The sequence below is a fragment of the Paraburkholderia madseniana genome, assembly GCF_009690905.1.
In the GTDB taxonomy this organism is placed as follows: Bacteria; Pseudomonadota; Gammaproteobacteria; order Burkholderiales; family Burkholderiaceae; genus Paraburkholderia; species Paraburkholderia madseniana.
On record NZ_VOSW01000047.1, the window covers coordinates 1 to 23,033 of the forward strand.

Annotated in this window: 21 protein-coding genes; 19 read left to right on the forward strand and 2 right to left on the reverse strand. The window is 62.7% G+C overall.

Features of this window, described 5'->3' with window-relative positions; all coding sequences use genetic code 11:
* The 5 genes from FSO04_RS23795 to rlmD all read left to right on the forward strand — a co-directional run.
* On the forward strand, positions 1-1,062 hold a 1,062-nt coding region (locus tag FSO04_RS23795; protein WP_233464964.1), incomplete at its 5' end, for a protein-L-isoaspartate(D-aspartate) O-methyltransferase.
* 5 nt (positions 1,063-1,067) lie between these two features.
* Positions 1,068-1,994, forward strand: coding sequence for a peptidoglycan DD-metalloendopeptidase family protein (locus FSO04_RS23800; RefSeq protein WP_154563077.1), 927 nt, complete (start codon positions 1,068-1,070; stop codon positions 1,992-1,994).
* An 11-nt stretch (positions 1,995-2,005) separates the two neighbouring features.
* Positions 2,006-3,076, forward strand: a complete 1,071-nt coding sequence (rpoS, locus tag FSO04_RS23805; RefSeq protein ID WP_054039479.1) for an RNA polymerase sigma factor RpoS — start codon at positions 2,006-2,008, stop codon at positions 3,074-3,076.
* 4 nt (positions 3,077-3,080) lie between these two features.
* Positions 3,081-3,857 carry a 3'-5' exonuclease gene (locus FSO04_RS23810; RefSeq protein ID WP_154563079.1) on the forward strand — a complete coding sequence of 259 codons (777 nt, stop codon included), beginning with the start codon at positions 3,081-3,083 and terminating at the stop codon, positions 3,855-3,857.
* Positions 3,858-4,046: 189 nt separating this feature from the next.
* Complete coding sequence (gene rlmD, locus FSO04_RS23815) at positions 4,047-5,465, forward strand: 23S rRNA (uracil(1939)-C(5))-methyltransferase RlmD (RefSeq protein ID WP_168435806.1); 1,419 nt, start codon at positions 4,047-4,049, stop codon at positions 5,463-5,465.
* A gap of 108 nt (positions 5,466-5,573) precedes the next feature.
* On the opposite strand, the gene FSO04_RS23820 is transcribed toward rlmD, so the two are convergent.
* Entirely contained in the window at positions 5,574-6,377 is an 804-nt protein-coding gene (locus FSO04_RS23820) for an outer membrane protein assembly factor BamD (protein ID WP_166618237.1), read from the reverse strand.
* A 95-nt stretch (positions 6,378-6,472) separates the two neighbouring features.
* Here FSO04_RS23820 and FSO04_RS23825 point away from each other — a divergent pair, with 95 nt between their 5' ends.
* From FSO04_RS23825 to FSO04_RS48335, 14 genes are all read left to right on the forward strand, one after another.
* Positions 6,473-7,759, forward strand: a complete 1,287-nt coding sequence (locus FSO04_RS23825) for an RluA family pseudouridine synthase (protein WP_154563083.1) — start codon at positions 6,473-6,475, stop codon at positions 7,757-7,759.
* Positions 7,756-8,604 carry a peptidoglycan editing factor PgeF gene (pgeF, locus tag FSO04_RS23830; protein ID WP_154563085.1) on the forward strand — a complete coding sequence of 283 codons (849 nt, stop codon included), beginning with the start codon at positions 7,756-7,758 and terminating at the stop codon, positions 8,602-8,604. The genes FSO04_RS23825 and pgeF overlap by 4 nt, the downstream gene beginning before the upstream one ends.
* 621 nt (positions 8,605-9,225) lie before the next feature.
* Positions 9,226-11,040, forward strand: coding sequence for a class I poly(R)-hydroxyalkanoic acid synthase (gene phaC, locus FSO04_RS23835; protein ID WP_166618236.1), 1,815 nt, complete (start codon positions 9,226-9,228; stop codon positions 11,038-11,040).
* Positions 11,041-11,175: 135 nt separating this feature from the next.
* Positions 11,176-12,357, forward strand: a complete 1,182-nt coding sequence (locus tag FSO04_RS23840) for an acetyl-CoA C-acetyltransferase (RefSeq protein WP_154563089.1) — start codon at positions 11,176-11,178, stop codon at positions 12,355-12,357.
* A gap of 220 nt (positions 12,358-12,577) precedes the next feature.
* A complete protein-coding gene (locus tag FSO04_RS23845; protein ID WP_054039485.1) occupies positions 12,578-13,318 on the forward strand; it encodes a 3-ketoacyl-ACP reductase in 741 nt (246 codons plus the stop codon).
* A gap of 133 nt (positions 13,319-13,451) precedes the next feature.
* On the forward strand, positions 13,452-14,069 hold the full coding sequence (gene phaR, locus FSO04_RS23850) for a polyhydroxyalkanoate synthesis repressor PhaR (protein WP_054039487.1): 618 nt from the start codon (positions 13,452-13,454) through the stop codon (positions 14,067-14,069).
* A 385-nt stretch (positions 14,070-14,454) separates the two neighbouring features.
* Positions 14,455-15,513: a tRNA dihydrouridine synthase gene (locus FSO04_RS23855; protein ID WP_154563091.1), complete on the forward strand. Its 1,059-nt coding sequence runs from the start codon at positions 14,455-14,457 to the stop codon at positions 15,511-15,513.
* Positions 15,514-15,630: 117 nt separating this feature from the next.
* The gene (gene rimO / locus FSO04_RS23860) at positions 15,631-17,022 is read left to right on the forward strand and encodes a 30S ribosomal protein S12 methylthiotransferase RimO (protein WP_154563093.1); all 1,392 of its coding nucleotides are present in this window, start codon (positions 15,631-15,633) and stop codon (positions 17,020-17,022) included.
* Positions 17,023-17,025: 3 nt separating this feature from the next.
* A complete protein-coding gene (locus FSO04_RS23865; protein WP_154563095.1) occupies positions 17,026-18,021 on the forward strand; it encodes a sugar kinase in 996 nt (331 codons plus the stop codon).
* Between the two features lie 75 nt (positions 18,022-18,096).
* Complete coding sequence (gene bktB / locus FSO04_RS23870) at positions 18,097-19,281, forward strand: beta-ketothiolase BktB (RefSeq protein WP_154563097.1); 1,185 nt, start codon at positions 18,097-18,099, stop codon at positions 19,279-19,281.
* 109 nt (positions 19,282-19,390) lie between these two features.
* Complete coding sequence (locus tag FSO04_RS23875; RefSeq protein ID WP_154563099.1) at positions 19,391-20,065, forward strand: hypothetical protein; 675 nt, start codon at positions 19,391-19,393, stop codon at positions 20,063-20,065.
* Between the two features lie 14 nt (positions 20,066-20,079).
* A complete protein-coding gene (locus FSO04_RS23880) occupies positions 20,080-21,264 on the forward strand; it encodes a cystathionine beta-lyase (protein WP_154563101.1) in 1,185 nt (394 codons plus the stop codon).
* 192 nt (positions 21,265-21,456) lie between these two features.
* On the forward strand, positions 21,457-21,906 hold the full coding sequence (locus FSO04_RS23885; RefSeq protein ID WP_154563103.1) for a hypothetical protein: 450 nt from the start codon (positions 21,457-21,459) through the stop codon (positions 21,904-21,906).
* A 50-nt stretch (positions 21,907-21,956) separates the two neighbouring features.
* Positions 21,957-22,088, forward strand: a complete 132-nt coding sequence (locus tag FSO04_RS48335) for a hypothetical protein (protein ID WP_266238934.1) — start codon at positions 21,957-21,959, stop codon at positions 22,086-22,088.
* Positions 22,089-22,138: 50 nt separating this feature from the next.
* Here the strand turns inward: FSO04_RS48335 and serB are convergent, their stop codons facing one another.
* Entirely contained in the window at positions 22,139-22,978 is an 840-nt protein-coding gene (gene serB, locus FSO04_RS23890; RefSeq protein ID WP_154563105.1) for a phosphoserine phosphatase SerB, read from the reverse strand.
* Positions 22,979-23,033: the final 55 nt, after the last annotated feature.

The window sequence follows — 23,033 nt, forward strand, 5'->3', positions numbered from 1 at the left end:
GACCTGGTGCGCGAGCCGCGCCGACCCGAAGGGCGTCCAGGCGAAGTGCGCGCGGCGGCACTTGCCGCGAGCGCGGCGCTGAACGCACGCCAGCAACCGGCGAAGAACTCGCCGCTCGGCTCTGCGGGGAAGACCCAGGCGAAGTCGCCGGCGAGGGCACAGGCCCAACCGCAAGCGACATCGCAAGCAAAGCCGCAGGCGAAGGCGCCGATCAAGGCGCCGGTGAACTCGACGCTGAACTCGCCTGTCAGCGCTCAGGCCAAGCCGCAAGCCAAACTGCAGGCCAAACCACACGCAACAACCGTCGGGCAAGGTTCGGCTGCGCGCGCCGCGCCAAAACCGGCGCCGGTGAACAAGCCCGCCGCCAAACTCAACGAGCGCGCCGCTGTGCCGAATGTCGCGTTGAACGGCGCTTTGGCACTGACTTCGGAACGGGTTCGCGAACGGATGGTCGAACGCCTGCGTGCGAACGGCGTAACCGATCAGCGCGTGTTGAATGCGATGTCGGTGGTGCCGCGCCACATGTTCGTCGACCCGGGCCTCGCGGCCCAGGCCTACGAAGATGCCGCGTTACCGATCGGCCATCACCAGACAATTTCCAAGCCCTCTGTGGTCGCGCGGATGATCGAACTGGCGGCCGCCGGGCGCGCGTTGAACAACGTGCTCGAAATCGGCACCGGTTGCGGCTATCAGGCGGCGGTACTGAGCCAGGTCGCGCGCGATGTTTACTCGATCGAACGCATCAAGCCGCTGTCCGAACGCGCGAAGACAAACTTGCGTCCGCTGCGCATTCCGAACATCCGGCTGCACTACGGCGACGGTCGCCTCGGGTTGCCGTCGGCGGCGCCGTTCGACGCGATCGTGATCGCCGCAGCCGGACTCGACGTACCGCAAGCATTACTTGAACAACTCGCGATCGGCGGCCGTCTGGTCGCGCCGGTCGGCTCGCAGGAAGGCCAGAACCAGGTGCTGACTCTGGTCGAACGCCTCGGACCCGCGCAGTGGCGCGAGTCGCGGCTTGATCGCGTTTTCTTTGTACCCTTAAAATCCGGAGTGATTTGACACCGATGAGTATGTTGCGCGCGATGCAAAGAACCAGACTGACTACCCCCATGACCGTAACCCAGCGTAGCGTGTGCGTGCTCGCCTTGTCCCTGTTGATGTCGGCCTGTGCGACCCGCCTCGATCAGGCGCCGGTCGTCGACCGTTCCGGCAGCGGTGCGCTCGGCACGCAGGCCGCGCAGCAGCCGGCCGTGCCGCTCGGACCGCCGCCGCCGGGCTACTACCGCGTGAAGCCGGGCGATACGCTGTATCGGATCGCGTTGGAGAACGGCCAGAACTACCGCGATATTTCGACGTGGAACAATCTCACTAACCCGAATCAGATCGAAGTCGATCAGTTGCTGCGCGTCGTGCCGCCAGGCGCGAACACCGCCGCGCTGACGCCGGGCGTGTCGACGGCGCCGATCGGCAACGGTGGCACGGTGCAGAGCGCGCCGCTTGGCAGCACGGGTGCCGCAGCGGGCGTCGCGGCGCCGCCGATCTATGGTTCGGGTGCGAACAACGCCTCGCTAACGCCGCCGGCCAACCCGGGTGCTGCGAGCGATTCGAGCGCCGGCGCATCCGGCAACGTCGCGTTCTCATGGCCTGTGCGTGGACCGATGCTCGGCACGTTCAACGATTCGACCAACAAGGGTATTAATATCGGCGGCGCGGCTGGCGATCCGGTTAAGGCTTCTGCGGATGGGCGCGTGGTTTATGCCGGAAATGGGCTGCGTGGTTACGGCAATCTCATTATCATCAAGCATGATGCAACTTATCTCACGGCGTATGCACACAACCGCGCTTTGATGGTAAAAGAGGGAGATGCGGTGACCAAAGGGCAGAAGATCGCCGAGATGGGCAATAGCGATTCCGACCGCGTGATGTTGCATTTCGAAGTTCGCCGTCAGGGTAAACCTGTCGACCCACTGAAGTATTTGCCGCCGCAATAAGCGATACGACCATGCCGAAATCGAAGCGCCGCCTGCCGCAAGCCGAGTCTGAGACGATTAGCCGCGTCACGCCCGCTTCGGTGGAGGAAAGCGGCGCTTCGGAAGTTGAAGAAGAGATCGCAGAGGAGCGCGATCTCGACGAACGTCAGGGTGGCGCGGAAGAGCCCAGCGAGGCCCGCGAAGTTCCTGCCGACGCAGACGACTTCCGTGCGCTTCTGCAAGCCGAGCTGACGGCCGACACGATTCAGCACTACCTGAACCGCATCAGCGTCAAGCCGCTCCTGACTGTCGAGGAAGAGCAGAAGTATTCGCGTCTGGCGAAGGCGGGCGAGTTCGAAGCGCGGCAAGTGATGATCGAGCGCAATCTGCGGCTCGTCGTCAGCATCGCAAAGGGTTACCTGAACCGCGGTGTGCCGCTGCTCGATCTGATCGAAGAGGGCAATCTCGGCCTCATGCACGCCATCGAGAAATTCGATCCGACGCGCGGCTTCCGTTTCTCGACGTATGCCACCTGGTGGATTCGCCAAAGCATCGAGCGCGCGATCATGAACCAGGCGCGCACGGTGCGTTTGCCGGTGCACGTGATCCGTGAGCTCAACCAGGTGCTGCGCGCGAAGCGCCATCTGGAAAAGAATTCGATGAATTCCGGCGAAGCGGCCGAGCGTCGCGACGCCAGTATCGACGACATCGCGTATCTGACCGGCAAGACCACCGACGAAGTCACCGACATTCTCGCGCTGAACGAACACACCGCATCGCTCGATGCGCCGCTCGATCTCGACCCGGCGAGCAGCCTGCTCGATCTGCTGTCCGACGACCAAAGCCAGTCGCCGGACGCCGAAGTGCAGCATCGCGAGCTGGAAACGCTTACACGCGCGTGGCTCGCGCGCCTGTCGGACAAGCATCGTCATGTGATCGAGCGCCGCTTTGGGCTGAACCATATCGAGCCCGCCACGCTCGAAGAGCTGGCCGACGAAATGGGCCTCACGCGCGAGCGTGTGCGCCAGATCCAACAGGAAGCGCTGGTGCGGCTGAAGCGCTTCTTTGCCTCCAACGGTGTTCGGAAAGACGCCGTTCTATAACCTGATGACACCGATTCTTGTTTTCGACATCGAGACGATTCCCGATGTCGCCGGCATTCGCCGCCTCGAAGATCTGCCCGCCACGCTGAGCGACGCCGAAGTCGCCGAGCATGCTTTTGCGGCGCGCCGCGAAAAGACCGGGAGCGATTTCCTTCCGCACCACCTGCAACGGATCGCGGCTATTTCCTGCGTGTTCCGCGACAACAACGGTTTCCGTGTCCGCTCGCTCGGCACGCTGGAAGACGGCGAGGCGGCGCTCGTGCAGTCGTTTTATCGTGTGATCGAAAAGTACACGCCGCAGCTCGTGTCGTGGAACGGCGGCGGGTTCGACCTGCCGGTGCTGAACTACCGCGCGCTGGTCAACGGCATTCCGGCCTCCCGTTTCTGGGATCTCGGCGAGGACGACCGCGAGTTCAAGTGGAACAACTACATCAGCCGCTATCACTCGCGTCACACCGATCTGATGGACGTGCTGGCGATGTATCAGGCGCGCGCCAATGCGCCGCTCGACGCGCTCGCGAAGATGTGCGGCTTCCCAGGCAAGATGGGGATGGACGGCAGCCAGGTGTGGCACGCTTACCAGGAAGGCCGTATCGAGGAAATCCGCAATTATTGCGAGACCGACGTCGTCAATACGTACCTGCTGTATTGCCGCTTCCAGCTCATCCGCGGCGCGTTTTCGGCCGAAGAGTATGCTGACGAGATCAACCTGGTCAAAAATGCGCTGGCGCTGGAAGCGGCGCCGCAATGGGCCGAGTATCTGGCCGCATTCGATCAGTAAGCGGTTTATCAGTCTTGTTGTAACGAAGCCGTTCGCCGCACACTAACGTGCTTGACGGCAGCCGCCGTGGTGCGAAGTCGTGCGCACGCGCCAGGGTTCGCCTTATGCTAATCGTGATCGAAGCGATCGGTGGGCGCGGCGCTTCGTCTACAATCTCGCCTTTCCCCCAAGTTTGTCAGGAAGTCGCAGGTGTCCCGAACTGCCCCCCAACGTCGCTCGCCGAAGCGCCAGAAGGCGCCCGCTCCGGCGAAAGCGCACGTCATTACCGGCACTGAGCCGATCATCGAAATCGTGTCGCTCGACATGGAAGCGCGCGGCGTGGGCCGCATCGAGAGCGAAGACGGCACGCCCGGCAAGGTGATTTTTGTCGAAGGCGCGTTGCCCGGCGAGCGTGTCAGCTACTCGACGCATCGCAGCAAGCCGAAATTCGAGCAGGCTGAGGTCGTCCAGGTATTCCGCGAAAGCGTGCTTCGCACCAAGCCGAAGTGCACGTACTTCGATATCTGCGGCGGCTGTTCGATGCAGCATCTCGACATCCGCGCCCAGATTGCCGTCAAGCAGCGTGTGCTCGAAGACAATTTCCAGCATCTGGCGAAGTTGCGTCCGGAGACCGTGTTCCGGCCGATTCACGGGCCGGCCTGGGGATACCGCTACCGCGCGCGTCTGGCGGTGCGCTATCTGCCGGAAAAGGGCGGCATGCGCATCGGCTTCTACGAGAAGAAGAGCAGCTATATCGCCGACATGAAGACCTGCGAGATACTGCCGCCGCATGTGTCGGCGATGCTGATGCCGCTGCGCTTCATGGTCCGCAAGCTGTCGATTTACGATCGTATGCCGCAGATCGAGCTGGCGGTCGGCTCATCCGTCACTGCGCTGGTGCTGCGCAATCTCGCGCCGATCACCTCCGCCGACGAGCAGGTGCTGCGCGATTTCGCCGACGAACACAAGATTCAGTGGTGGTTGCAGCCGGGCGGTCCTGACACGGTGACGCCGTTCTATCCGCTCGACATGCAACTCGACTACACGCTGCCGGAATACAACATCCGGATGCCGTTCAAGCCGACCGACTTCACCCAGGTGAATCACGCGATCAATCGCGTGCTGGTGAGCCGTGCGCTGCGTCTGCTGGCCCCGGCCAGAACGGACCGGGTGCTCGACCTGTTTTGCGGAATTGGCAATTTCACGCTGCCGCTTGCCCGGATTTCGAAGGAAGTGATGGGTATCGAAGGCAGTGACGTGCTGACTTCGCGCGCGCTTGCCAATGCCGAACTGACCGGTGTGGCGGGGCATCCCTCGTTCGCCTGCCGCAACCTGTTCGAAGTGACCGCCGACGATATGCGCGCGCTCGGCCATTTCGACAAATTCCTTATCGACCCGCCGCGCGAAGGTGCGCTGGCTGTCGCCAAGGCGCTCGCGGAGATTGCGCAGAGCGGCGATGGGCCGTTGCCCAAGCGTATCGTCTACGTGTCGTGCGCGCCAGCCACGCTCGCTCGCGATGCGGGCCTGCTGGTGCATGAGGCCGGCTACCGGCTGGTGGGTGCCGGTGTGGTGAACATGTTCCCACACACCTCGCACGTGGAGTCGATTGCGTTGTTCGAACGGGACTGAGGGCGCCCGGTTGCCGGCTGGTGCTGCATAGGCTGACGGCGCTGCACAAACAGAAACGCCACGACCGAAGTCGTGGCGTTTCTGTTTAAGGCAGCAGCTGGTCGAGGCTTAGAACTGCCACCACGACTTTTCCTTACCCGGCCTTGCATGGCCCGTGATGTACGGGCTGTCGGGGAAGGTGCCGGCCAGAATGCGCTTCGTGTCGTCGGCCATTTGCGGCTGGTTCAGCTTCTCATACGACAGCATCATGATGTGCAGTGCGTCTTCGATAGCCGGCGCGTTCTTGTATTCCTTCAGCGCCAGTTGCGCGCGGTTGATCGCGGCGACATACGCGCCACGGCGGTAGTAATAATCCGCCGCATGAACTTCGTGCGACGCCAGCGCGTTCACGATATAGCGCATGCGTTGCGCGGCGTCCGGTGCATACTTGCTGTTCGGGTACTTGTCGACCACGATCTTGAACGCGTCATACGACTCGCGCAGCGACTTCGGATCGCGCTCGCTCATGTCCTGGCCGGAGAAGCGGCCGAACAGACCGAGGTCGTCGTTGAAGTGGATCATGCCCTTCAGGTAGTACGCGTACGCGATGTCCGGGTGATCCGGGTGCAACTGGATGAAGCGGTCGATCGCCTGGTCGGCGGCGGCGTTTTCGTTATCTTTCCAGTTGCAATACGCGACGTTGATCTGCGCTTGCTGGGCAAAGTGGCCGAACGGATCACGGCCTTCGAGCATCTCGAAATACTTGGCGCACTTGCCGAAATCACCACCGGTCAGAGCGTCGTTCGCCTCCGTATATAATTTGTTGTTGTTCCACGTAGCCGTCTCGTCGGTCTTTTCCGGCAGGCCGTGGCAAGCCGCAACAACGGCGACGGCTGCGGCGCACGCAATGTATCCGGCCACTTTCCGGGCCATCTTCTTGATGACCGCCAAATTGATCGCCGCTTTAGTGATGGTGTTCAAGGCTCGCATTTTCCAGTCTAGCTTTACGTCCAGGTGACCCAGACTCAATGACCCGCTCAAATACTCCAGGCGCCGCAACCGGTGCCGGGAATAGCAACAAAGATTATAGCGTAAGCGCTGACCCCTCCGACGCGTTGGGCGTCGATTCACTCGACGACGATCTCGGCAGCGACGCGCTTGCCGCTGCCGGCCCGCAAAGCAGGGTGCCGACGGTGGCGGGCCCCGTGGCGGACGAGTCGCCGCGCAGCGTCGTCGTGCCCGACGAACTGGCCGGCGAACGCCTCGACAAGGTGCTCGCCCGAATCTTTCCGGAGTTTTCACGTAACCGGCTGCAAAGCTGGATCGAATCGGAGCGGGTGCGCATCGACGGCAAGCCGGCCAAAATCCGTCAGCCGGTACCGCTTGGGGCCACCATAGAGCTCGTGCCCGATCTGCTGCCTGAACAACTCGCGTTCACGCCTGAGCCGGTGCCGCTCGAAATCGTCTACGAGGACGACACGCTGGTGGTCATCAACAAGCCGGCCGGCATGGTCGTGCATCCGGCGGCCGGCAACTGGAGCGGCACCGTTCTTAACGGCCTGCTGTACCGCTACGGCGACGCCGCGGCAGGCCTGCCGCGCGCCGGTATCGTGCATCGGCTCGACAAGGAAACGTCCGGACTGATGGTGGTGGCGCGCACGCTCGAGGCGCAGACGGATCTGGTGCGCCAGCTCCAGGCACGCACGGTGAAGCGCCGTTATCTCGCGCTGGTGTGGGGCAACATGCCCGAAGAAGGCACGATCGACGCGCCGATTGGCCGCGATCCGCGCGAACGCACGCGCATGGCGGTGGTGACGAGCGCATCGGGCAAAGCGGCGCGCACGCATTTCCGGCGCGTGGACACGGCGATCTGGCAGCGTCAGCCAGTCACCGCGATTCATTGCGATCTGGAAACCGGTCGCACCCATCAGATTCGCGTGCATTGTGCGCATATCGGCCATCCGCTGCTCGGCGATCCGATTTATGGGCGCGCGCGCGGCAAGCGCTCGGTGACGCCGTTGCCGGACGGTTTCGCGCGTCAGGCGTTGCATGCATGGCGCCTCGGTCTGATCCACCCGAAAACCGGCCGGACCATGCAATGGCGCGCCGATGCACCGGAAGACATGCAGGTGCTGTCGGCGGCGCTTGGCTTGGGGCGTGACGATGCAGGCGAGTTCGACGAGACGTACTACGAGGAAGACGACTACGACGCTTCGCTGGACGACGACATCGATGAAGACAGCGCACACAGCGACGACGATCACGACGAAGACCAGGATCACGACGACGAACACGACGAGGACGGTCACGCATGAGCTTGCCCGCGCTGAGCTTTGCCGATGTTGTGCAACCCGCATGGAACGTGTCGCCGCGTGTGCGCGCGCTCGTCACCACGCGCAACGGGGGCGTGAGCGAGCCGCCGTTCGGCCGTTGGCAGGATGGCGCTGACCAGCCTGGCGGCCTGAATCTGGGGATGAAAAGCGGTGACGATCCCGCCGCGGTCGCAACCAATCGCGCACGCTTGCTGAGTCTGGCAGGCGTAGGCGAGGCCGCGTGGCTCGAACAGATTCACGGCGCGGGCATCGTGCGCGCGGAAGATGCGATCGCGCAGACTCATGCAAGCGGTACGCCGACCCGAGCGGACGCTAGCGTCACCGATCGGCCCGGCACGGTGTGTGTCGTGATGATCGCCGATTGCATGCCGGTGCTGTTGTGCGACGAAGCGGGACGCGCGGTCGGCGCGGCCCATGCCGGCTGGCGTGGTTTGGCCGCGGGTATCGTCGAGCAGACCGCGCAGCGCGTCGCCGCTCTCGCCGGCGTGGAGGCCGCATCGTTGCATGCCTACCTGGGTCCGGCGATCGGACCGGACGCATTCGAGGTGGGTGCAGATGTGCGTGACGCCTTCATGAACGGCGTGGGCGGCGCGCAACGCGACGCCACCGCAAATGCATTCATTACGCATCCGCAAACCCCCGGCAAATATCTCGCCGATCTCACGGCGCTGGCGCGTTTGCGCTTGCAACGGCTCGGCGTGACGCGCGTTATTGGCGGCGATCTGTGTACGGTCACGCAACGTGATCGTTTCTATTCCTATCGCCGTGATCGCGAGACAGGGCGCATGGCCGCGCTGATCTGGCTGGACGATCAGGCTACGCATTAGTCCGGCACTCAATCATCCACGCACGGCCGCATGATGGCGCTTTGTTTTGTCAGCGCAATCATGCGGCCGTGGCGCTTCTCGCCGTTGCCTCGACCGGCGCGACGTCTTCCTGCGAGCATCCGTATGAGGGTTTATTCGGAGGCGCGTTGCGTGTTTTTGCTGCGCTGCCGGATTTTGCCGCGCATGAGTTAATCTGCCGCTAAAAGTGCCCGCGGGTGAACGGATAAATGCGCGTAAATACACATAAGCCCATGCAATACGGGAGCTTTTTTTGCTTATGCGGGCACTTATCAACCCATGTTCCAAAAGCGCGATCTGCTATACAGGGAAAACGATAATTAAAAAACTATCGCACTGCGGCAAAATCGGGAACAAGCATTGACATGCCTTGCGATGGGGAGCAAGAATGTTCCTCACAGCTCCTCGTACATGGGACAGGGCGTGACGAGGTCGCGAGCAATCGCCCACGTGCGCATGAACCTGCCTCTCAACCCGTCCGCAAGGACTTACCGGTCAAAAGCAGGTATGGCAGCATCACATTCCTCAGCTTCTCCCAGCACGGACTCCTCGACGGAGCACACGCAGCAGGCCGGTACGAGCGGCGCATCACCAGCCGCAGGCATGCAGCAGTTATTGGACGCCTGGATGAACGCATGGCGGTCGCTGGGCACGCCGCCCGGCGGCAGTGACATGCCTTTCCAGATGCCGCAAGTGCCCCAGATGCCGCAAATGGGCTTGCCGCAGATGCCGTCGTTCCCCGGTATGCCTGACTTCAGCAAACTGGCTGCGGGATCCCTGCCGTCAATGCCGTCATTCGCCGGACTCAACATTCCGAGCGCCGCGATTCCATCGGAGCGCCTGCAAAAGCTGCAAGCCGATTATTCGCGCGAGGCGATGGAACTGATCCAGCAGGCAACCACCTCCACGGCGAAAGCCCCCGAACTCAAGGACCGCCGCTTCAGTTCCGACGCGTGGAGCGCGACCCCGGCCTATGCATTTACCGCTGCGTGGTATTTGTTGAACGCGCGCTATCTGCAGGAAATGGTCGACGCGCTCGAAACTGAACCGAAGATGCGCGAGCGCGTTCGGTTCGCGGTTCAGCAATGGACCGCAGCCGCATCGCCGAGCAATTTCTTCGCGTTGAATCCGGAAGCGCAAAAGACCTTGCTCGATAGCAAGGGCGAGAGCTTGCGCCAGGGCGTGATGAATCTGCTGGGCGACATGCAGCGCGGCAAGATTTCGCAGACGGACGAATCGCGTTTCGTGGTCGGCGAAAATCTCGCGAACACCGAAGGCTCAGTGGTGTTCGAGAACGACCTCATTCAGTTGATCCAGTACAAGCCGCGCACGGCCACCGTGCGTGAGCGGCCGTTGCTGATCGTGCCGCCTTGCATCAACAAGTTCTACATTCTCGATCTGCAGCCGGAGAATTCGCTGGTCGCGCACGGACTCGATTCGGGTCATCAGGTGTTTCTGATTTCGTGGCGCAATGCGGACGCATCGATCGCAGGCAAGACGTGGGACGACTACGTCAGCGAAGGCGTGCTCAAGGCGATCGAAACGGTTAGCAAGATCAGCGGCCGCGAGCAAATCAACACGCTGGGTTTCTGCGTGGGCGGCACCATGCTCGCCACGGCGCTGGCGGTGGCGGCCGCGCGCGGCGAGCATCCGGCTGCGTCGATGACCTTGCTCACCGCGATGCTCGATTTCTCGGACACGGGCGTGCTCGACGTATTCGTCGATGAGGCGCATGTGCAGATGCGCGAGCAGACCATCGGCGGAAAGAACGGCGGCAAGCCCGGATTGATGCGCGGCATCGAATTCGCCAACACCTTCTCGTTCCTGCGGCCGAACGATCTGGTGTGGAACTACGTCGTCGACAATTACCTCAAAGGGCGCACGCCGGTACCGTTCGATCTGCTGTACTGGAACAGCGATTCGACGAGTCTGCCGGGGCCGATGTATGTCTGGTATCTGCGCAACACGTATCTCGAGAATCGTCTGCGCGAGCCGGGCGCGGTGACCACCTGCGGCGAGCCGGTCGACCTCTCGAAGATCGACGTGCCCACCTTTATCTACGGTTCACGCGAAGACCATATCGTGCCGTGGCAAACCGCCTATGCGTCGGTGCCGCTGCTCTCCGGACCGTTGAAGTTCGTGCTCGGCGCGTCGGGTCATATCGCTGGCGTGATCAATCCGCCGGCAAAGAAAAAGCGTAACTACTGGGCGCTGGAGGGCGACGTCAAGACGCTGCCGGAAAGCCCGGACGAATGGCTCGACCAGGCGACCGAAGTGCCCGGTAGCTGGTGGCCGGAATGGACCACGTGGCTTGACCAGTATGGCGGCAAGAAAGTGAAGCCACGCGCCACGGCCGGCTCCGCCGAATTCCCGGTGATCGAACCGGCGCCAGGGCGATATGTGCGGCAACGGGAGTAGGCTTCAGCGCGCCTGAGGGCGCGGTGGTGTGGCGGTATGAGTGCGCGTCCTGATATATGCAAGGGCGCATTGGCAACAAGATTTTTAACTTGACGGGCAGCGGCGTATTTAGCCGATGTCCCGGAGGATATGGAAATGACTGATGTTGTGATCGTATCGGCCGCCCGTACGGCAGTTGGCAAATTCGGTGGGTCGCTGGCGAAGATCGCTGCGCCTGAACTCGGCGCTACCGTGATTCGTGCCGTGCTCGAACGGTCTGGTCTGAAGCCTGAGCAGGTCAGCGAAGTCATTCTGGGGCAGGTGCTGACGGCAGGCTCGGGTCAGAACCCGGCGCGTCAGTCGCTGATCAAGGCGGGGCTGCCCACGGCGGTGCCCGGCATGACGATCAACGTGGTGTGCGGCTCGGGCCTGAAGGCCGTGATGCTGGCGGCCAACGCGATCATCGCGGGCGACGCGGACATCGTGATCGCCGGCGGTCAGGAAAACATGAGCGCCGCGCCGCACGTGCTGCCTGGCTCGCGCGACGGTTTCCGCATGGGCGACGCCAAGCTGATCGATTCGATGATCGTCGACGGCCTGTGGGACGTCTACAACCAGTACCACATGGGCGTGACGGCAGAAAACGTCGCCAAGGAATACGGCATCACGCGCGAGCAGCAGGATGCGTTCGCGGCGCTGTCGCAGAACAAGGCGGAAGCCGCGCAGAAGTCGGGCCGTTTTAACGACGAAATCGTGCCGGTCGAAATTCCGCAACGTAAGGGTGAGCCGCTGCGTTTCGCAACGGACGAGTTCGTGCGTCACGGCGTGACGGCTGAATCGCTGGCGGGTCTGAAGCCGGCATTCTCGAAGGAAGGCTCGGTGACGGCGGCCAATGCGTCGGGTCTGAACGACGGCGCGGCGGCGGTGGTGGTGATGTCGGCGAAGAAGGCTGAAGCGCTCGGCCTCACGCCGCTCGCGCGCATCAAGGCGTACGCCACCTCGGGTCTGGACCCGAAGGTGATGGGCATGGGTCCGGTGCCCGCATCGCGCCGTTGTCTCGAACGTGCGGGCTGGACGCCGGCCGATCTGGACTTGATGGAAATCAACGAAGCGTTTGCCGCACAGGCGTGCGCCGTGAATCAGCAAATGGGCTGGGACACGTCGAAGATCAACGTGAACGGCGGCGCGATTGCGATCGGCCATCCGATCGGTGCGTCCGGCGCCCGGATTCTCGTCACGCTGCTGCATGAAATGCAGAAGCGCGATGCGAAGAAGGGTCTGGCGTCGCTGTGTATCGGCGGCGGCATGGGCGTGGCGCTGGCGCTCGAACGCGCTTGATAGACCTCCAAGTCCCTGGGGCCTCAGGTTGTCGGCTCAAGCAGGCTTAGATAGGTTTTAGCAGGCGGTAAGCAGGGTTGCCGCGCGCCACATTGCAGCAGGTAGCGCGCGGTGAGCAATGGCCTCGTCGGCCGGTCGCCCGGCGGCAGTGGAGATGAAGCACAGGCGAGGGAAGAGGTAGCCGGTCGGCACCTCGAAAACGAAAAACGGAGTGTGGTTTATGACACAGCGAATTGCGTACGTAACGGGCGGGATGGGTGGCATCGGCACAAGCATTTGCCAGCGTCTGCACAAAGAGGGCTTCAAGGTAGTCGCCGGCTGTGGCCCGAACTCGCCGCGCCGCGTGAAGTGGCTCGAAGAGCAGAAGGCACTCGGCTACGATTTCATTGCGTCCGAAGGCAATGTCGGCGATTGGGAATCGACCAAGGCGGCGTTCGACAAGGTCAAGGCCGAAGTCGGTGAGATCGACGTGCTGGTGAACAACGCAGGCATCACGCGCGACGTCGTGTTCCGCAAGATGACGCACGAAGACTGGACGGCGGTGATCGACACCAACCTGACCAGCCTCTTCAACGTCACGAAGCAGGTGATCGACGGGATGGTCGAGCGCGGCTTCGGGCGGGTCATCAACATTTCGTCGGTGAACGGCCAGAAGGGGCAGTTCGGCCAGACCAACTACTCGACCGCGAAGGCCGGCATTCACGGCTTCACGATGTCGCTGGCGCAGGAAGTGGCCACCAAGGGCGTGACGGTCAACACCGTATCGCCTGGCTACATCGGCACCGATATGGTCAAGTCGATCCGCCCGGACGTGCTGGAAAAGATCGTTGCAACGATCCCGGTGCGCCGTCTCGGTCAGCCGCAGGAAATCGGCTCGATCGTGGCATGGCTCGCCTCGGACGAATCGGGTTTCTCCACGGGCGCGGATTTTTCGCTGAACGGTGGTTTGCATATGGGCTGAGTCACCGGCACGCCGCTCACAAGGCAGCGTGCTTCGGCTCAGATGGTTCCGGCGGCGTCCCGGCTGCACAATTGCCCGATTGTGCGCCGGCATGACGCCGTTTCCGCGCTCAACTCGCGCTCAAAGGCGTTACATGACCACTACTACAAAGAAAACAGCCGAACGATTGATCAAGAAGTACCCGAATCGCCGGCTCTACGATACCGAGACAAGCACGTACATCACGCTGACGGACGTTAAGCAGCTCGTGCTGGATCAGGAGGATTTCAAGGTCATCGATGCGAAGAGCAACGAGGATCTGACGCGCGCCATCCTGTTGCAGATCATTCTCGAAGAGGAGAGCGGCGGCTTGCCGATGTTCTCGTCGTCGATGCTGTCGCAGATCATCCGTTTCTACGGCCATGCCATGCAAGGCATGATGGGCACGTATCTGGAGAAGAACATCCAGGCCTTCATCGACATTCAGGCGAAGCTCGCCGACCAGTCGAAGAATCTGTACGAAGGCAAGGCGATGAACCCCGAAGTCTGGTCGCAATTCATGAACATGCAGGCACCCATGATGCAGGGCATGATGACCAGCTACATCGAACAGTCGAAGAACATGTTCGTGCAGATGCAGGAGCAGATGCAGAACCAGGCGAAATCGATGTTCGCCACCTTCCCGTTCACGCCAGGCGGTCCGGTGAATGCGGCAGGCGGACCGGCTACGCCGGCTACGCCGCAAACCAATCCGGAGCCGGAGAAGAAGTAACGGCACGACGCTGCGCGGTGGGCGCGTCTTTACGCGTCGGCCCCATGGCCAAACGGCGCAGGGGTGGTGTGCCCGTCGCACGATGAGGCGGCGGGTGGACCACGGCGGCCTGCGCGCCGGGCGCAGGCGGATGGGCGCGGTACAATCACAGGTTGCGTGCGCCGGCGCTGTTGCGGGGTGTGGTCCTCGAGATCCTTTTGATCCCGTTACCCCTCAGGCCGTGTCGCAGCGTCCCATTTGTCACCGTCGCCACCGCTGTATCCCAGCCCCATCTATGTCGCAGACTGTTTTCCCTACCGCCCCCACGCTTTCGATTCCGAAGGCCGGATTTGTCAGCTTTGGCTGACCGCAAGATTTGCAGAAGCAGCTTGGGCGCCGTTCCCACATGAGCCGGCTGTTTCTTGCGCCCATGGAAGGGCTTGCGGACTACGTGTTGCGCGAAGTGCTGACCAGCACGGGCGGATTCGACGGCTGCGTGTCCGAATTCGTCCGGGTGACGGGCTCCGTGCTTCCCGAGCGTGTCTACGAGAGGGATACACCCGAAGTCCTCCACGGAGGACGCACACCCGGCGGCACGCCGATGGTGATCCAACTTCTAGGTAGCGATCCTGAATGGATGGCGCTGAATGCGGCCCAGGCGGCCAGTTTGTCGCCGCATGGACTCGATCTGAACTTCGGCTGTCCTGCCAAAGTCGTCAACCGGCACGGTGGCGGCGCGATGCTGCTCGCGCACCCTGAACAACTGAACCGGATTGTTTCTTCCGTTCGCGCCGCGGTGCCTGCCGGCATCGCTGTGACAGCAAAAATGCGGCTCGGCGTGTCAGATACATCGCTTGCGATCGACTGTGCCACGGCACTGGCGGAAGGCGGCGCGGCCTCGCTCGTCGTGCATGCCAGAACGCGCGACCATGGCTACCGGCCGCCGGCCCACTGGGAGTGGATCGCGCGAATCGACGACGCCGTGGACGTGCCGGTCACGGCCAACGGAGAAGTCTGGACGGTGGCCGACTGGGAGCGGTGCCGGGCGGTCAGCGGCTGTGCGGACGTAATGATCGGGCGGGGCGCCGTGTCGGACCCTTTTCTGGCATTGCGCATACGCGGTCTGATGGAGCGGACGTCTTCCGGCGAGGAATGGCCGGCCGTGCTCGGTTTGCTCGCCGACTACCTGAGAAAATTGCAAGCCCGTGTCGCTGCCCGCCATGAGCACGGACGCGTCAAAATGTGGCTCAGTTATCTGAAACGGACGTGGCCGCAGGCTGCCGAGCTGCATGCAGCCATCCGGCGCCTCCATGATTCGCGTGACATTCTTGACGTGATCGAGCGCGCCCAGGCACTCGGTGGCTTGATCCCGATGCCGGCACATCAACACGCGGCCCTTGGCCTCGCCGATCCGGCAACGCCCCGCTACCTGGCCGACTGCACGGTCGCCGGCGCGGTACAATAAAGGGTTGCGTGCGCGGGACGTTGTCCGGGCTGTGGTCTGTCTGACCATCGGGCCCTTGGCCTTGCCGCACCGTCCCCATTTGTCGCCATCGTCACCGCTATACGCCGGATCCATCCTATGTCGCAGACCATTTCCCCCGCCGTGCCGACCCCTTCGACTCCGAAGGTCGGTTTCGTCAGCCTCGGCTGTCCTAAAGCGCTTGTCGATTCCGAGCAGATCATCACGCAGTTGCGCGCCGAGGGCTACGAGATCTCCGGCACGTACGACGGCGCGGACCTCGTCGTCGTCAACACGTGCGGCTTCATCGACGAAGCGGTGCAGGAAAGCCTCGACGCGATCGGCGAAGCGCTCAGCGAAAACGGCAAGGTGATCGTCACGGGCTGCCTCGGTGCCAAGCAGAGCGCGAGCGGTTCGAATCTGATCGAAGAAGTGCATCCGAAGGTGCTGGCCGTGACCGGTCCGCACGCGTTGGGCGAAGTGATGCAGGCGGTGCACAATCATCTGCCGAAGCCGCACGATCCGTTCATCGATCTGGTGCCGGCTGCCGGCGTGAAGCTCACGCCGCGTCACTACGCTTACCTCAAGATTTCCGAAGGCTGCAACCACCGCTGCACGTTCTGCATCATCCCGTCAATGCGCGGCGACCTCGTGTCGCGCCCGGTCGCGGACGTGATGCTCGAGGCGGAGAACCTGTTCAAGTCCGGCGTGAAGGAACTGCTCGTGATTTCGCAGGATACGAGCGCATACGGCGTCGACGTGAAATACCGCACCGGTTTCTGGAACGGCAAGCCGATCAAGACGCGCATGACCGATCTGGTCGGCGCGCTTGGCGAACTCGCGGCGCAATACGGCGCATGGGTACGTTTGCATTACGTGTATCCGTATCCGAGCGTCGACGAAGTCATTCCGATGATGGCCGAAGGCCCGTTCAAGGGCCACGTGCTGCCGTATCTGGATGTGCCGTTCCAGCACGCGCATCCGGAAGTGTTGAAGCGCATGAAGCGTCCGGCCAATGCCGAGAAGGTGATGGAGCGCGTGAAGGCGTGGCGCGAAATCTGCCCCGATCTGACGATCCGCAGCACGTTCATCGCCGGCTTTCCGGGCGAGACCGAAGAGCAATTCCAGACGCTGCTCGATTTCATCCGCGAGGCGGAACTGGATCGGGTCGGCTGCTTTGCTTATTCGCCGGTCGAAGGCGCGAGCGCCAATGAACTCGACGGTGCGTTGCCCGACGAAGTGCGTGAAGAGCGCCGTGCGCGTTTCATGGAAGTGGCCGAAGAAGTGTCGGCCAAACGGATTGCGAAGAAGGTCGGCAAAACGCTGAAAGTGCTGGTCGACGAGATCAATGCCGACGGCGGCATCGGCCGCACCGCGGCGGATGCGCCCGAGATCGACGGCGTCGTGTATATCGCGCCGGCCACCAAGGCGTCGAAGCGTTATAAGGTCGGCGATTTTGTCTCGGTGAAGATCACCGGCGCCGACGGTCACGATCTGTGGGGCGAGGTCTAAGCGATGACGGTGAGCACAGCCGGCACGCCGGAAGGCCGGACCCCGGCAACCTGGTCCCCGGCAGCCCAGCACCCGGAGAGCCGGCCTCCGGAGATCCTCGCGTTTGGCGAGGCGATGATCGAGTTCAACCAGTCGGCTAAAGATCAGCCGAACTATCTGCAAGGCTTCGGCGGCGATACGTCGAACTTCTGCATTGCGGCAGCACGGCAGGGCGCGAAGACGGGTTTCGCGTCGGCCGTGGGCAGCGACCATTTCGGGCGTCTCCTGATCGATCTGTGGGAACGCGAGCAGGTCGAGACGTCGCTCGTGCGCGTCGATCCGCACGCGCCCACCGGCGTCTATTTCGTCTCGCACGGTCCCGCAGGTCACGCGTTCGACTATCTGCGCGCGGGTTCGGCCGCGAGCCGCTACGCGCCGCACAATTTGCCGCTCGATGCGATCGCCGCGGCCAAAGTCATCCATTTGTCCGGCATCAGCCTCGCGATCAGCCTGAGCGCCTGCGACGCCGCGTTGGCGGCGATCGAGCATGCACGAGCGAACGGTGTGCGCGTGAGTTTCGACACCAATCTTCGTTTGAAGCTGTGGCCGCTCGCAAGAGCGCGTGCGGTGATGCTCGAAGCCATTCGTCACACCGACATTTGCCTACCGAGCTGGGACGACGTCACCGAACTGACCGGCTTGACTGGCCGCGACGAGATCGTCGACTTTCTGCTGTCGCATGGTCCGCGTGTCGTGGCGCTCAAGCTCGGCAAGGAAGGTTCGTATATCGCCACGCCGGATGAGCGGCGCGTCGTGCCGGGCCACGTCGTCAACGCGGTCGATGCGACCGGCGCGGGGGACTGCTTCGGCGGCGCGTTTATCGCGCGCATCGTGGCGGGTGACGATCCGTTTCAAGCGGCGCGTTATGCGAACTGCGCCGCGGCACTGTCCACGCAAGGTTACGGCGCGGTCGCGCCGATCCCTTCGCGCGCGACGGTCGAACACATCCTGGCCGGCTGACAGTAACGCGCTGCGAGGCGCGCCCCGCAGCCGGTCAGGACAAGATCATCTTGAGACACTAAACAGGAGCGAGCGATGCAACGAGACGTAGTGGTGGTAAGCGGTGTACGTACGGCAATCGGCGGTTTTGGGGGCAGTCTGAAGGATTTTCCGCCGACCGATCTGGGCGCACGCGTCGTGCGTGAAGCGCTGGCGCGCGCGAACGTGTCGGGCGACGAAGTCGGTCACGTGGTGTTCGGCAACGTCGTGCATACCGAACCGAAAGACATGTATCTGGCCCGGGTGGCCGCGATCAACGGCGGCGTCGCGCAACATGCGCCTGCGTTGACCGTCAACCGTCTGTGCGGCTCGGGCTTGCAGGCCATCGTCTCAGCCGCGCAAAGCGTGCTGCTCGGCGACGCCGACATCGCGATCGGCGGCGGCGCGGAAAACATGAGCCGCGCGCCGTACTCCATGCCGGCTGCGCGCTTCGGTCAGCGCATGGGCGATGCGCGCCTCGTCGACATGATGGTCGGCGCGTTGAGCGACCCGTTCCAGTCGATCCATATGGGCGTGACCGCCGAGAACGTCGCCCGCAAATACGACATCTCGCGCGAGACGCAGGATGCACTCGCGCTCGAATCGCATCGCCGCGCGGCCAATGCGATTACGAGCGGCTACTTCAAGGACCAGATCCTGCCGATCACGATCCCGTCGAAGAAGGGCGATGTCGTATTCGATACGGATGAGCACACGCGCATGAACGCGACGGCCGAAGACTTCTCCAAGTTGAAGCCGGTGTTCGCAAAGGAAAACGGCACGGTGACGGCCGGCAACGCCTCGGGCATCAATGACGCCGCCGCGGCGGTCGTGCTGATGGAACGCAGCGTCGCTGAAAAGCGCGGGATCAAGCCGTTGGCACGGCTGGTTTCGTACGCGCATGCGGGCGTCGATCCGGCCTACATGGGTATCGGCCCGGTGCCGGCAACCCGCAAGGCGCTCGAACGCGCCGGTCTGACGGTCGCCGATCTGGATGTGATCGAAGCGAACGAAGCGTTTGCCGCTCAGGCGTGCGCGGTCAGCAAGGAACTCGGTCTTGATCCGGCCAAGGTCAATCCGAACGGTTCGGGCATTTCGCTCGGCCACCCGATCGGCGCAACCGGCGCACTGATCACGGTCAAGGCCTTGTATGAGTTGCAGCGGGTTGGCGGCCGCTATGCGCTGGTGACGATGTGTATCGGTGGCGGGCAGGGCATCGCGGCGATCTTCGAACGGATCTGAAGCCGAGGCGGGACAACGTGACGCCACGCGAGGCGTCACGTTGTCCCCGTCGAACGAAGCCGGGTAGCAAACCAGTATCGAGCAGTATCAGGCAACAAGGAAAGAACGGATGCAGGAATCCAAAGCGATGAAGGGTGCGACGCGTCGGCGCGCTTGGGCAGTCCTCCAGAGGCACGTCCTTCGGGGCGTAGTGAGCGCGGCCGCATTGCTGTGTGCCGGCGCCGGGGCTGTGCTGCCCGCGCAGGCATGGGCGGAAAGCGACGCGGTGAAGGAGCTGGCGGCGCCCCCGCCGATTCAGTTGCCGCTCAAGCCGAGCCCCGAATTCGCGAAGTTTCCGCGTTACGCCGGCATGCTGGGCTCGCGGCAGATCGTGCTGCGACTTGGCGCGAAAACCGACGATCCGGCCGGCGTGCACGGCGAGTATCAGTACACAGACACCGGCGAGGTGATCCTGATCGCGGGTGACCGCGACGGCGATACGCTCGAAGTCGAGGAATCGAACGACGGCACGCATATCACCGGCAACTGGGTGGGCAAGTTTGCCGCCGACGGTTCGGTGGCGGGCGACCGGATGAACGTCGACGATTCCAGCCCGCAGCCGTTCGATCTGAAACCACTGGCAGCGGGGCAGGCTGTGCCGGCTGCATCAGCGAGTGCCGGTCAGGCCGCTAACAAGACTGCGGTGGCGCCGCAGCCGTCCGCCGGCAGCGCAGCAGCGCCCGCCTCGGCGACAGGCGGTGGTCACGCCGTTGGCGGGGTGAGCAACCTGCAAACCGGCGAATAAAGTCTACCTACACCATGACCCAATCCAAACTCAAACGCGGTCTGCAAACCCGCGTCGTGCGCGCCGAAGACCAACTCACGCCGGGTTTCGAATCTTTCTCGATGCCGGTGACGCGCGCCTCGACTGTCGTTTTCCCTGATCTCGCGACGATGCGCGCGCTCGACTGGAAAAACGACGCGCAATGGCGCTATGGCCTGCACGCCACGCCGACTTCGCTCGCGCTGGCGCAGCGGCTTGCCACCATCGAAGGCGGTAATCACGCGTTGCTGCAGCCGTCGGGCTTGTCGTCGATTTCGAACGTGTACTTCGGCCTCGTGAAGGCCGGCGACGACGTGCTGATTCCCGATAACGTCTACTCGCCGAACCGCGATCACGGCGACTGGCTGGCGCGCGATTTCGGCATCACCGCACGCTACTACGATCCGATGATCGGCGCGGGCATCGCGGATCTGATCCAGCCGAATACGCGTTTGATCTGGCTCGAAGCGCCCGGTTCGGTCACGATGGAAGTGCCCGACGTGCCCGCCATTACCGCGGTGGCGCGTGCGCGCAACGTCGTTACGGCGATCGACAATACCTGGTCGGCCGGGCTCGGTTTCCGGCCGTTCGATCACGGTGTCGATATCTCGGTGCAGGCGTTGACCAAGTACCAGTCGGGCGGCGGCGACGTGTTGATGGGCGCGACGATCACCGTCGATCGCGAGTTGCATCTGAAGCTGAAGGCAGCGCGCATGCGCACGGGTATCGGTGTGTCGGTGGATGACTGTTCGCTGATTCTGCGCAGTCTGCCGAGCATGCGCTTGCGTTTCGAACAGCATGACCGTGCAGCGCTCGGCCTCGCCACCTGGCTGAAAACGCGTCCGGAAATTGCCGCGGTCCTGCACCCGGCGTTGTCCGACTGTCCAGGGCATGAGTTTTTCAAGCGCGACTTTACGGGCGCGGGCGGACTGTTCTCAGTGGTGTTCGACGCACGTTACAGCGCGGCGCAAATCGACACGTTCTGCGAGTCGCTCGATCTGTTTTCGCTCGGCTGGAGCTGGGGCGGAGCGCACAGTCTCGCGATGCCGTACGACGTCGCCTCGATGCGCACGGAAGGTCAATGGCCGTATCGCGGCACGCTGGTACGGTTCTATATCGGCCTGGAAGAAGAGGCCGATTTGCGCGCGGATATCGAACAGTGTCTGGCGGCGCTGGGTTAAGCGCCTGAGCGCTGATTGCCGATTGCCGATTGCTGAAGGTTGAGAAAGCCCATTGTGACGCGTTCACGATGGGCTTTTTGGTTTGTCAAGATAGCCAGTAAGCCTAACCATTCGGCCGAATGGTCGGCGATGGATCTCGACGCTACGATGGTGCGCACTTAACTAACGGTAGCCGCACTATGGTGAGTTCCGATGAATCTATTTTTCTGGATGTTACTGAATCTTGGCGTGCCGATTGTCGGCCCGATCTTTACGCTAGCGCTCGTCGCACCCACGCACGGCTGGCGCGTCGCGAAGGCGTTGATCGCCGCATCAGTGAAAGACGGCCAACTGTTCTGGTGTGCGATCGGTCTGTGCGCGGCGGCGGTCTATGAGGCGGTGACTGCGCTGGAGCTTGGGCGTGGCGCGGTGCCTGTGCTGGAGGGCGCCATTGCTGGATTCTGCATCCTGGCATTCGTCTGTTCGAATATCGTGATGTTGTCTTTGGTCAATACACGCCGTGATCAGACGGCTACATGCATTCGTGACGGGCAGAAACGGTTTGCTTCGGGGGCCTTGTCGCGTGTGCCCATTGCGATTTCGATTCTTGCAACATCTCTTGCAGCTACTCTGTTTGCAATCCTACACGTGCATATGATTTAGATTTTTTAGATAACGCAGCTCTTATACTGATCTCCTTTTAGGAGGCACTCATGCATAAACTATTCACGTTTCTGGAATCTGACGAAAACTACGCCCTTGTTCTGAAGTGGCATGGCGTCGTGATCGGAGTCACTGGGATCTCCATGTTGGGCATGTTCCTGATCGCCCATCTCAACAAATAATTCTCGCACCGGCGCTGGCCGCCATTGCATCGGCCAGCGCAAACCAGGTTTCAGAACAGGCGCAGCAAGCCATCCAGCCCAACGTGGTTGAATGCCACACTGGCTGCTTCGCGCACCACCGGCTTCGCACGGAACGCCACAGAAAGTCCCGCCGTCGCCATCATTTTCAGATCGTTCGACCCATCGCCCATCGCAATCGCGCGCGTCGGTTCGATGCCCAGTTGGGCGCATGTCTCGCGCAGCGTGCGGGCCTTCACGTCGGCGTTGACGATCTCGCCGATTACGTTGCCGGTCAACTTTCCATCCACGATTTCGAGCGTGTTCGCGTGCGTGAAATCGAGGCCGAGCCGGGCTTTCAGTTTTTCGGTGAAGAACGTGAATCCGCCGGACACCAACAGCGTTTTCAATCCCGCCGCCTTCGCGCCGGCCAGCATTCGTTCGGCGCCCGGCGAAAGTTGCAGCCGCTCTTCATAAACGCGTTCGAGCGCGCCGGCGTCGAGCCCCTTGAGCAGTGCCACGCGGCGCGTCAGGCTCTCGTTGAAGTCCTTGATTTCGCCGCGCATCGACGCTTCGGTAATCGCGGCGACTTCTGCTTTCAAGCCGCAGAAGTCGGCGATTTCGTCGATGCATTCGATCGTGATCAGCGTCGAATCCATGTCCATCGCGACGAGGCCGAAGTCACGCAACTGGCGCCCGGGTTCGACAAACGCGTAGTCCAGCTGATGCGTGCTGCAATAGACCTCGAGGTCGCCGCGCTGCGCAACGTTCGCGTCGGCGATGCGAATCGCGTTTGCGTCGATGACAGCGGCGCGTGAGCCGCGCGCGAGCGCGACAAGCGTTTTGTGGTGGTCGGCGGAAAGGGGCGCGGTGCTTTGGATGACGAGGTTCATGGGCGACGCATTGACGCGGAAAAGGGCGGGCGCGCAACGCGCGCGGAAAATCCCG

Coding starts and splice junctions, on each gene's coding strand:
- FSO04_RS23800 (WP_154563077.1), top strand. CDS start 1,068: ATGAGTATGTTGCGCGCGATGCAAAGAACCAGACTGACTACCCCCATG.
- rpoS (WP_054039479.1), top strand. CDS start 2,006: ATGCCGAAATCGAAGCGCCGCCTGCCGCAAGCCGAGTCTGAGACGATT.
- FSO04_RS23810 (WP_154563079.1), top strand. CDS start 3,081: ATGACACCGATTCTTGTTTTCGACATCGAGACGATTCCCGATGTCGCC.
- FSO04_RS23820 (WP_166618237.1), bottom strand. CDS start 6,377: ATGGCCCGGAAAGTGGCCGGATACATTGCGTGCGCCGCAGCCGTCGCC.
- FSO04_RS23825 (WP_154563083.1), top strand. CDS start 6,473: ATGACCCGCTCAAATACTCCAGGCGCCGCAACCGGTGCCGGGAATAGC.
- pgeF (WP_154563085.1), top strand. CDS start 7,756: ATGAGCTTGCCCGCGCTGAGCTTTGCCGATGTTGTGCAACCCGCATGG.
- phaC (WP_166618236.1), top strand. CDS start 9,226: ATGCAGCAGTTATTGGACGCCTGGATGAACGCATGGCGGTCGCTGGGC.
- FSO04_RS23840 (WP_154563089.1), top strand. CDS start 11,176: ATGACTGATGTTGTGATCGTATCGGCCGCCCGTACGGCAGTTGGCAAA.
- FSO04_RS23845 (WP_054039485.1), top strand. CDS start 12,578: ATGACACAGCGAATTGCGTACGTAACGGGCGGGATGGGTGGCATCGGC.
- phaR (WP_054039487.1), top strand. CDS start 13,452: ATGACCACTACTACAAAGAAAACAGCCGAACGATTGATCAAGAAGTAC.
- FSO04_RS23855 (WP_154563091.1), top strand. CDS start 14,455: ATGAGCCGGCTGTTTCTTGCGCCCATGGAAGGGCTTGCGGACTACGTG.
- rimO (WP_154563093.1), top strand. CDS start 15,631: ATGTCGCAGACCATTTCCCCCGCCGTGCCGACCCCTTCGACTCCGAAG.
- FSO04_RS23865 (WP_154563095.1), top strand. CDS start 17,026: ATGACGGTGAGCACAGCCGGCACGCCGGAAGGCCGGACCCCGGCAACC.
- bktB (WP_154563097.1), top strand. CDS start 18,097: ATGCAACGAGACGTAGTGGTGGTAAGCGGTGTACGTACGGCAATCGGC.
- FSO04_RS23875 (WP_154563099.1), top strand. CDS start 19,391: ATGCAGGAATCCAAAGCGATGAAGGGTGCGACGCGTCGGCGCGCTTGG.
- FSO04_RS23880 (WP_154563101.1), top strand. CDS start 20,080: ATGACCCAATCCAAACTCAAACGCGGTCTGCAAACCCGCGTCGTGCGC.
- FSO04_RS23885 (WP_154563103.1), top strand. CDS start 21,457: ATGAATCTATTTTTCTGGATGTTACTGAATCTTGGCGTGCCGATTGTC.
- FSO04_RS48335 (WP_266238934.1), top strand. CDS start 21,957: ATGCATAAACTATTCACGTTTCTGGAATCTGACGAAAACTACGCCCTT.
- serB (WP_154563105.1), bottom strand. CDS start 22,978: ATGAACCTCGTCATCCAAAGCACCGCGCCCCTTTCCGCCGACCACCAC.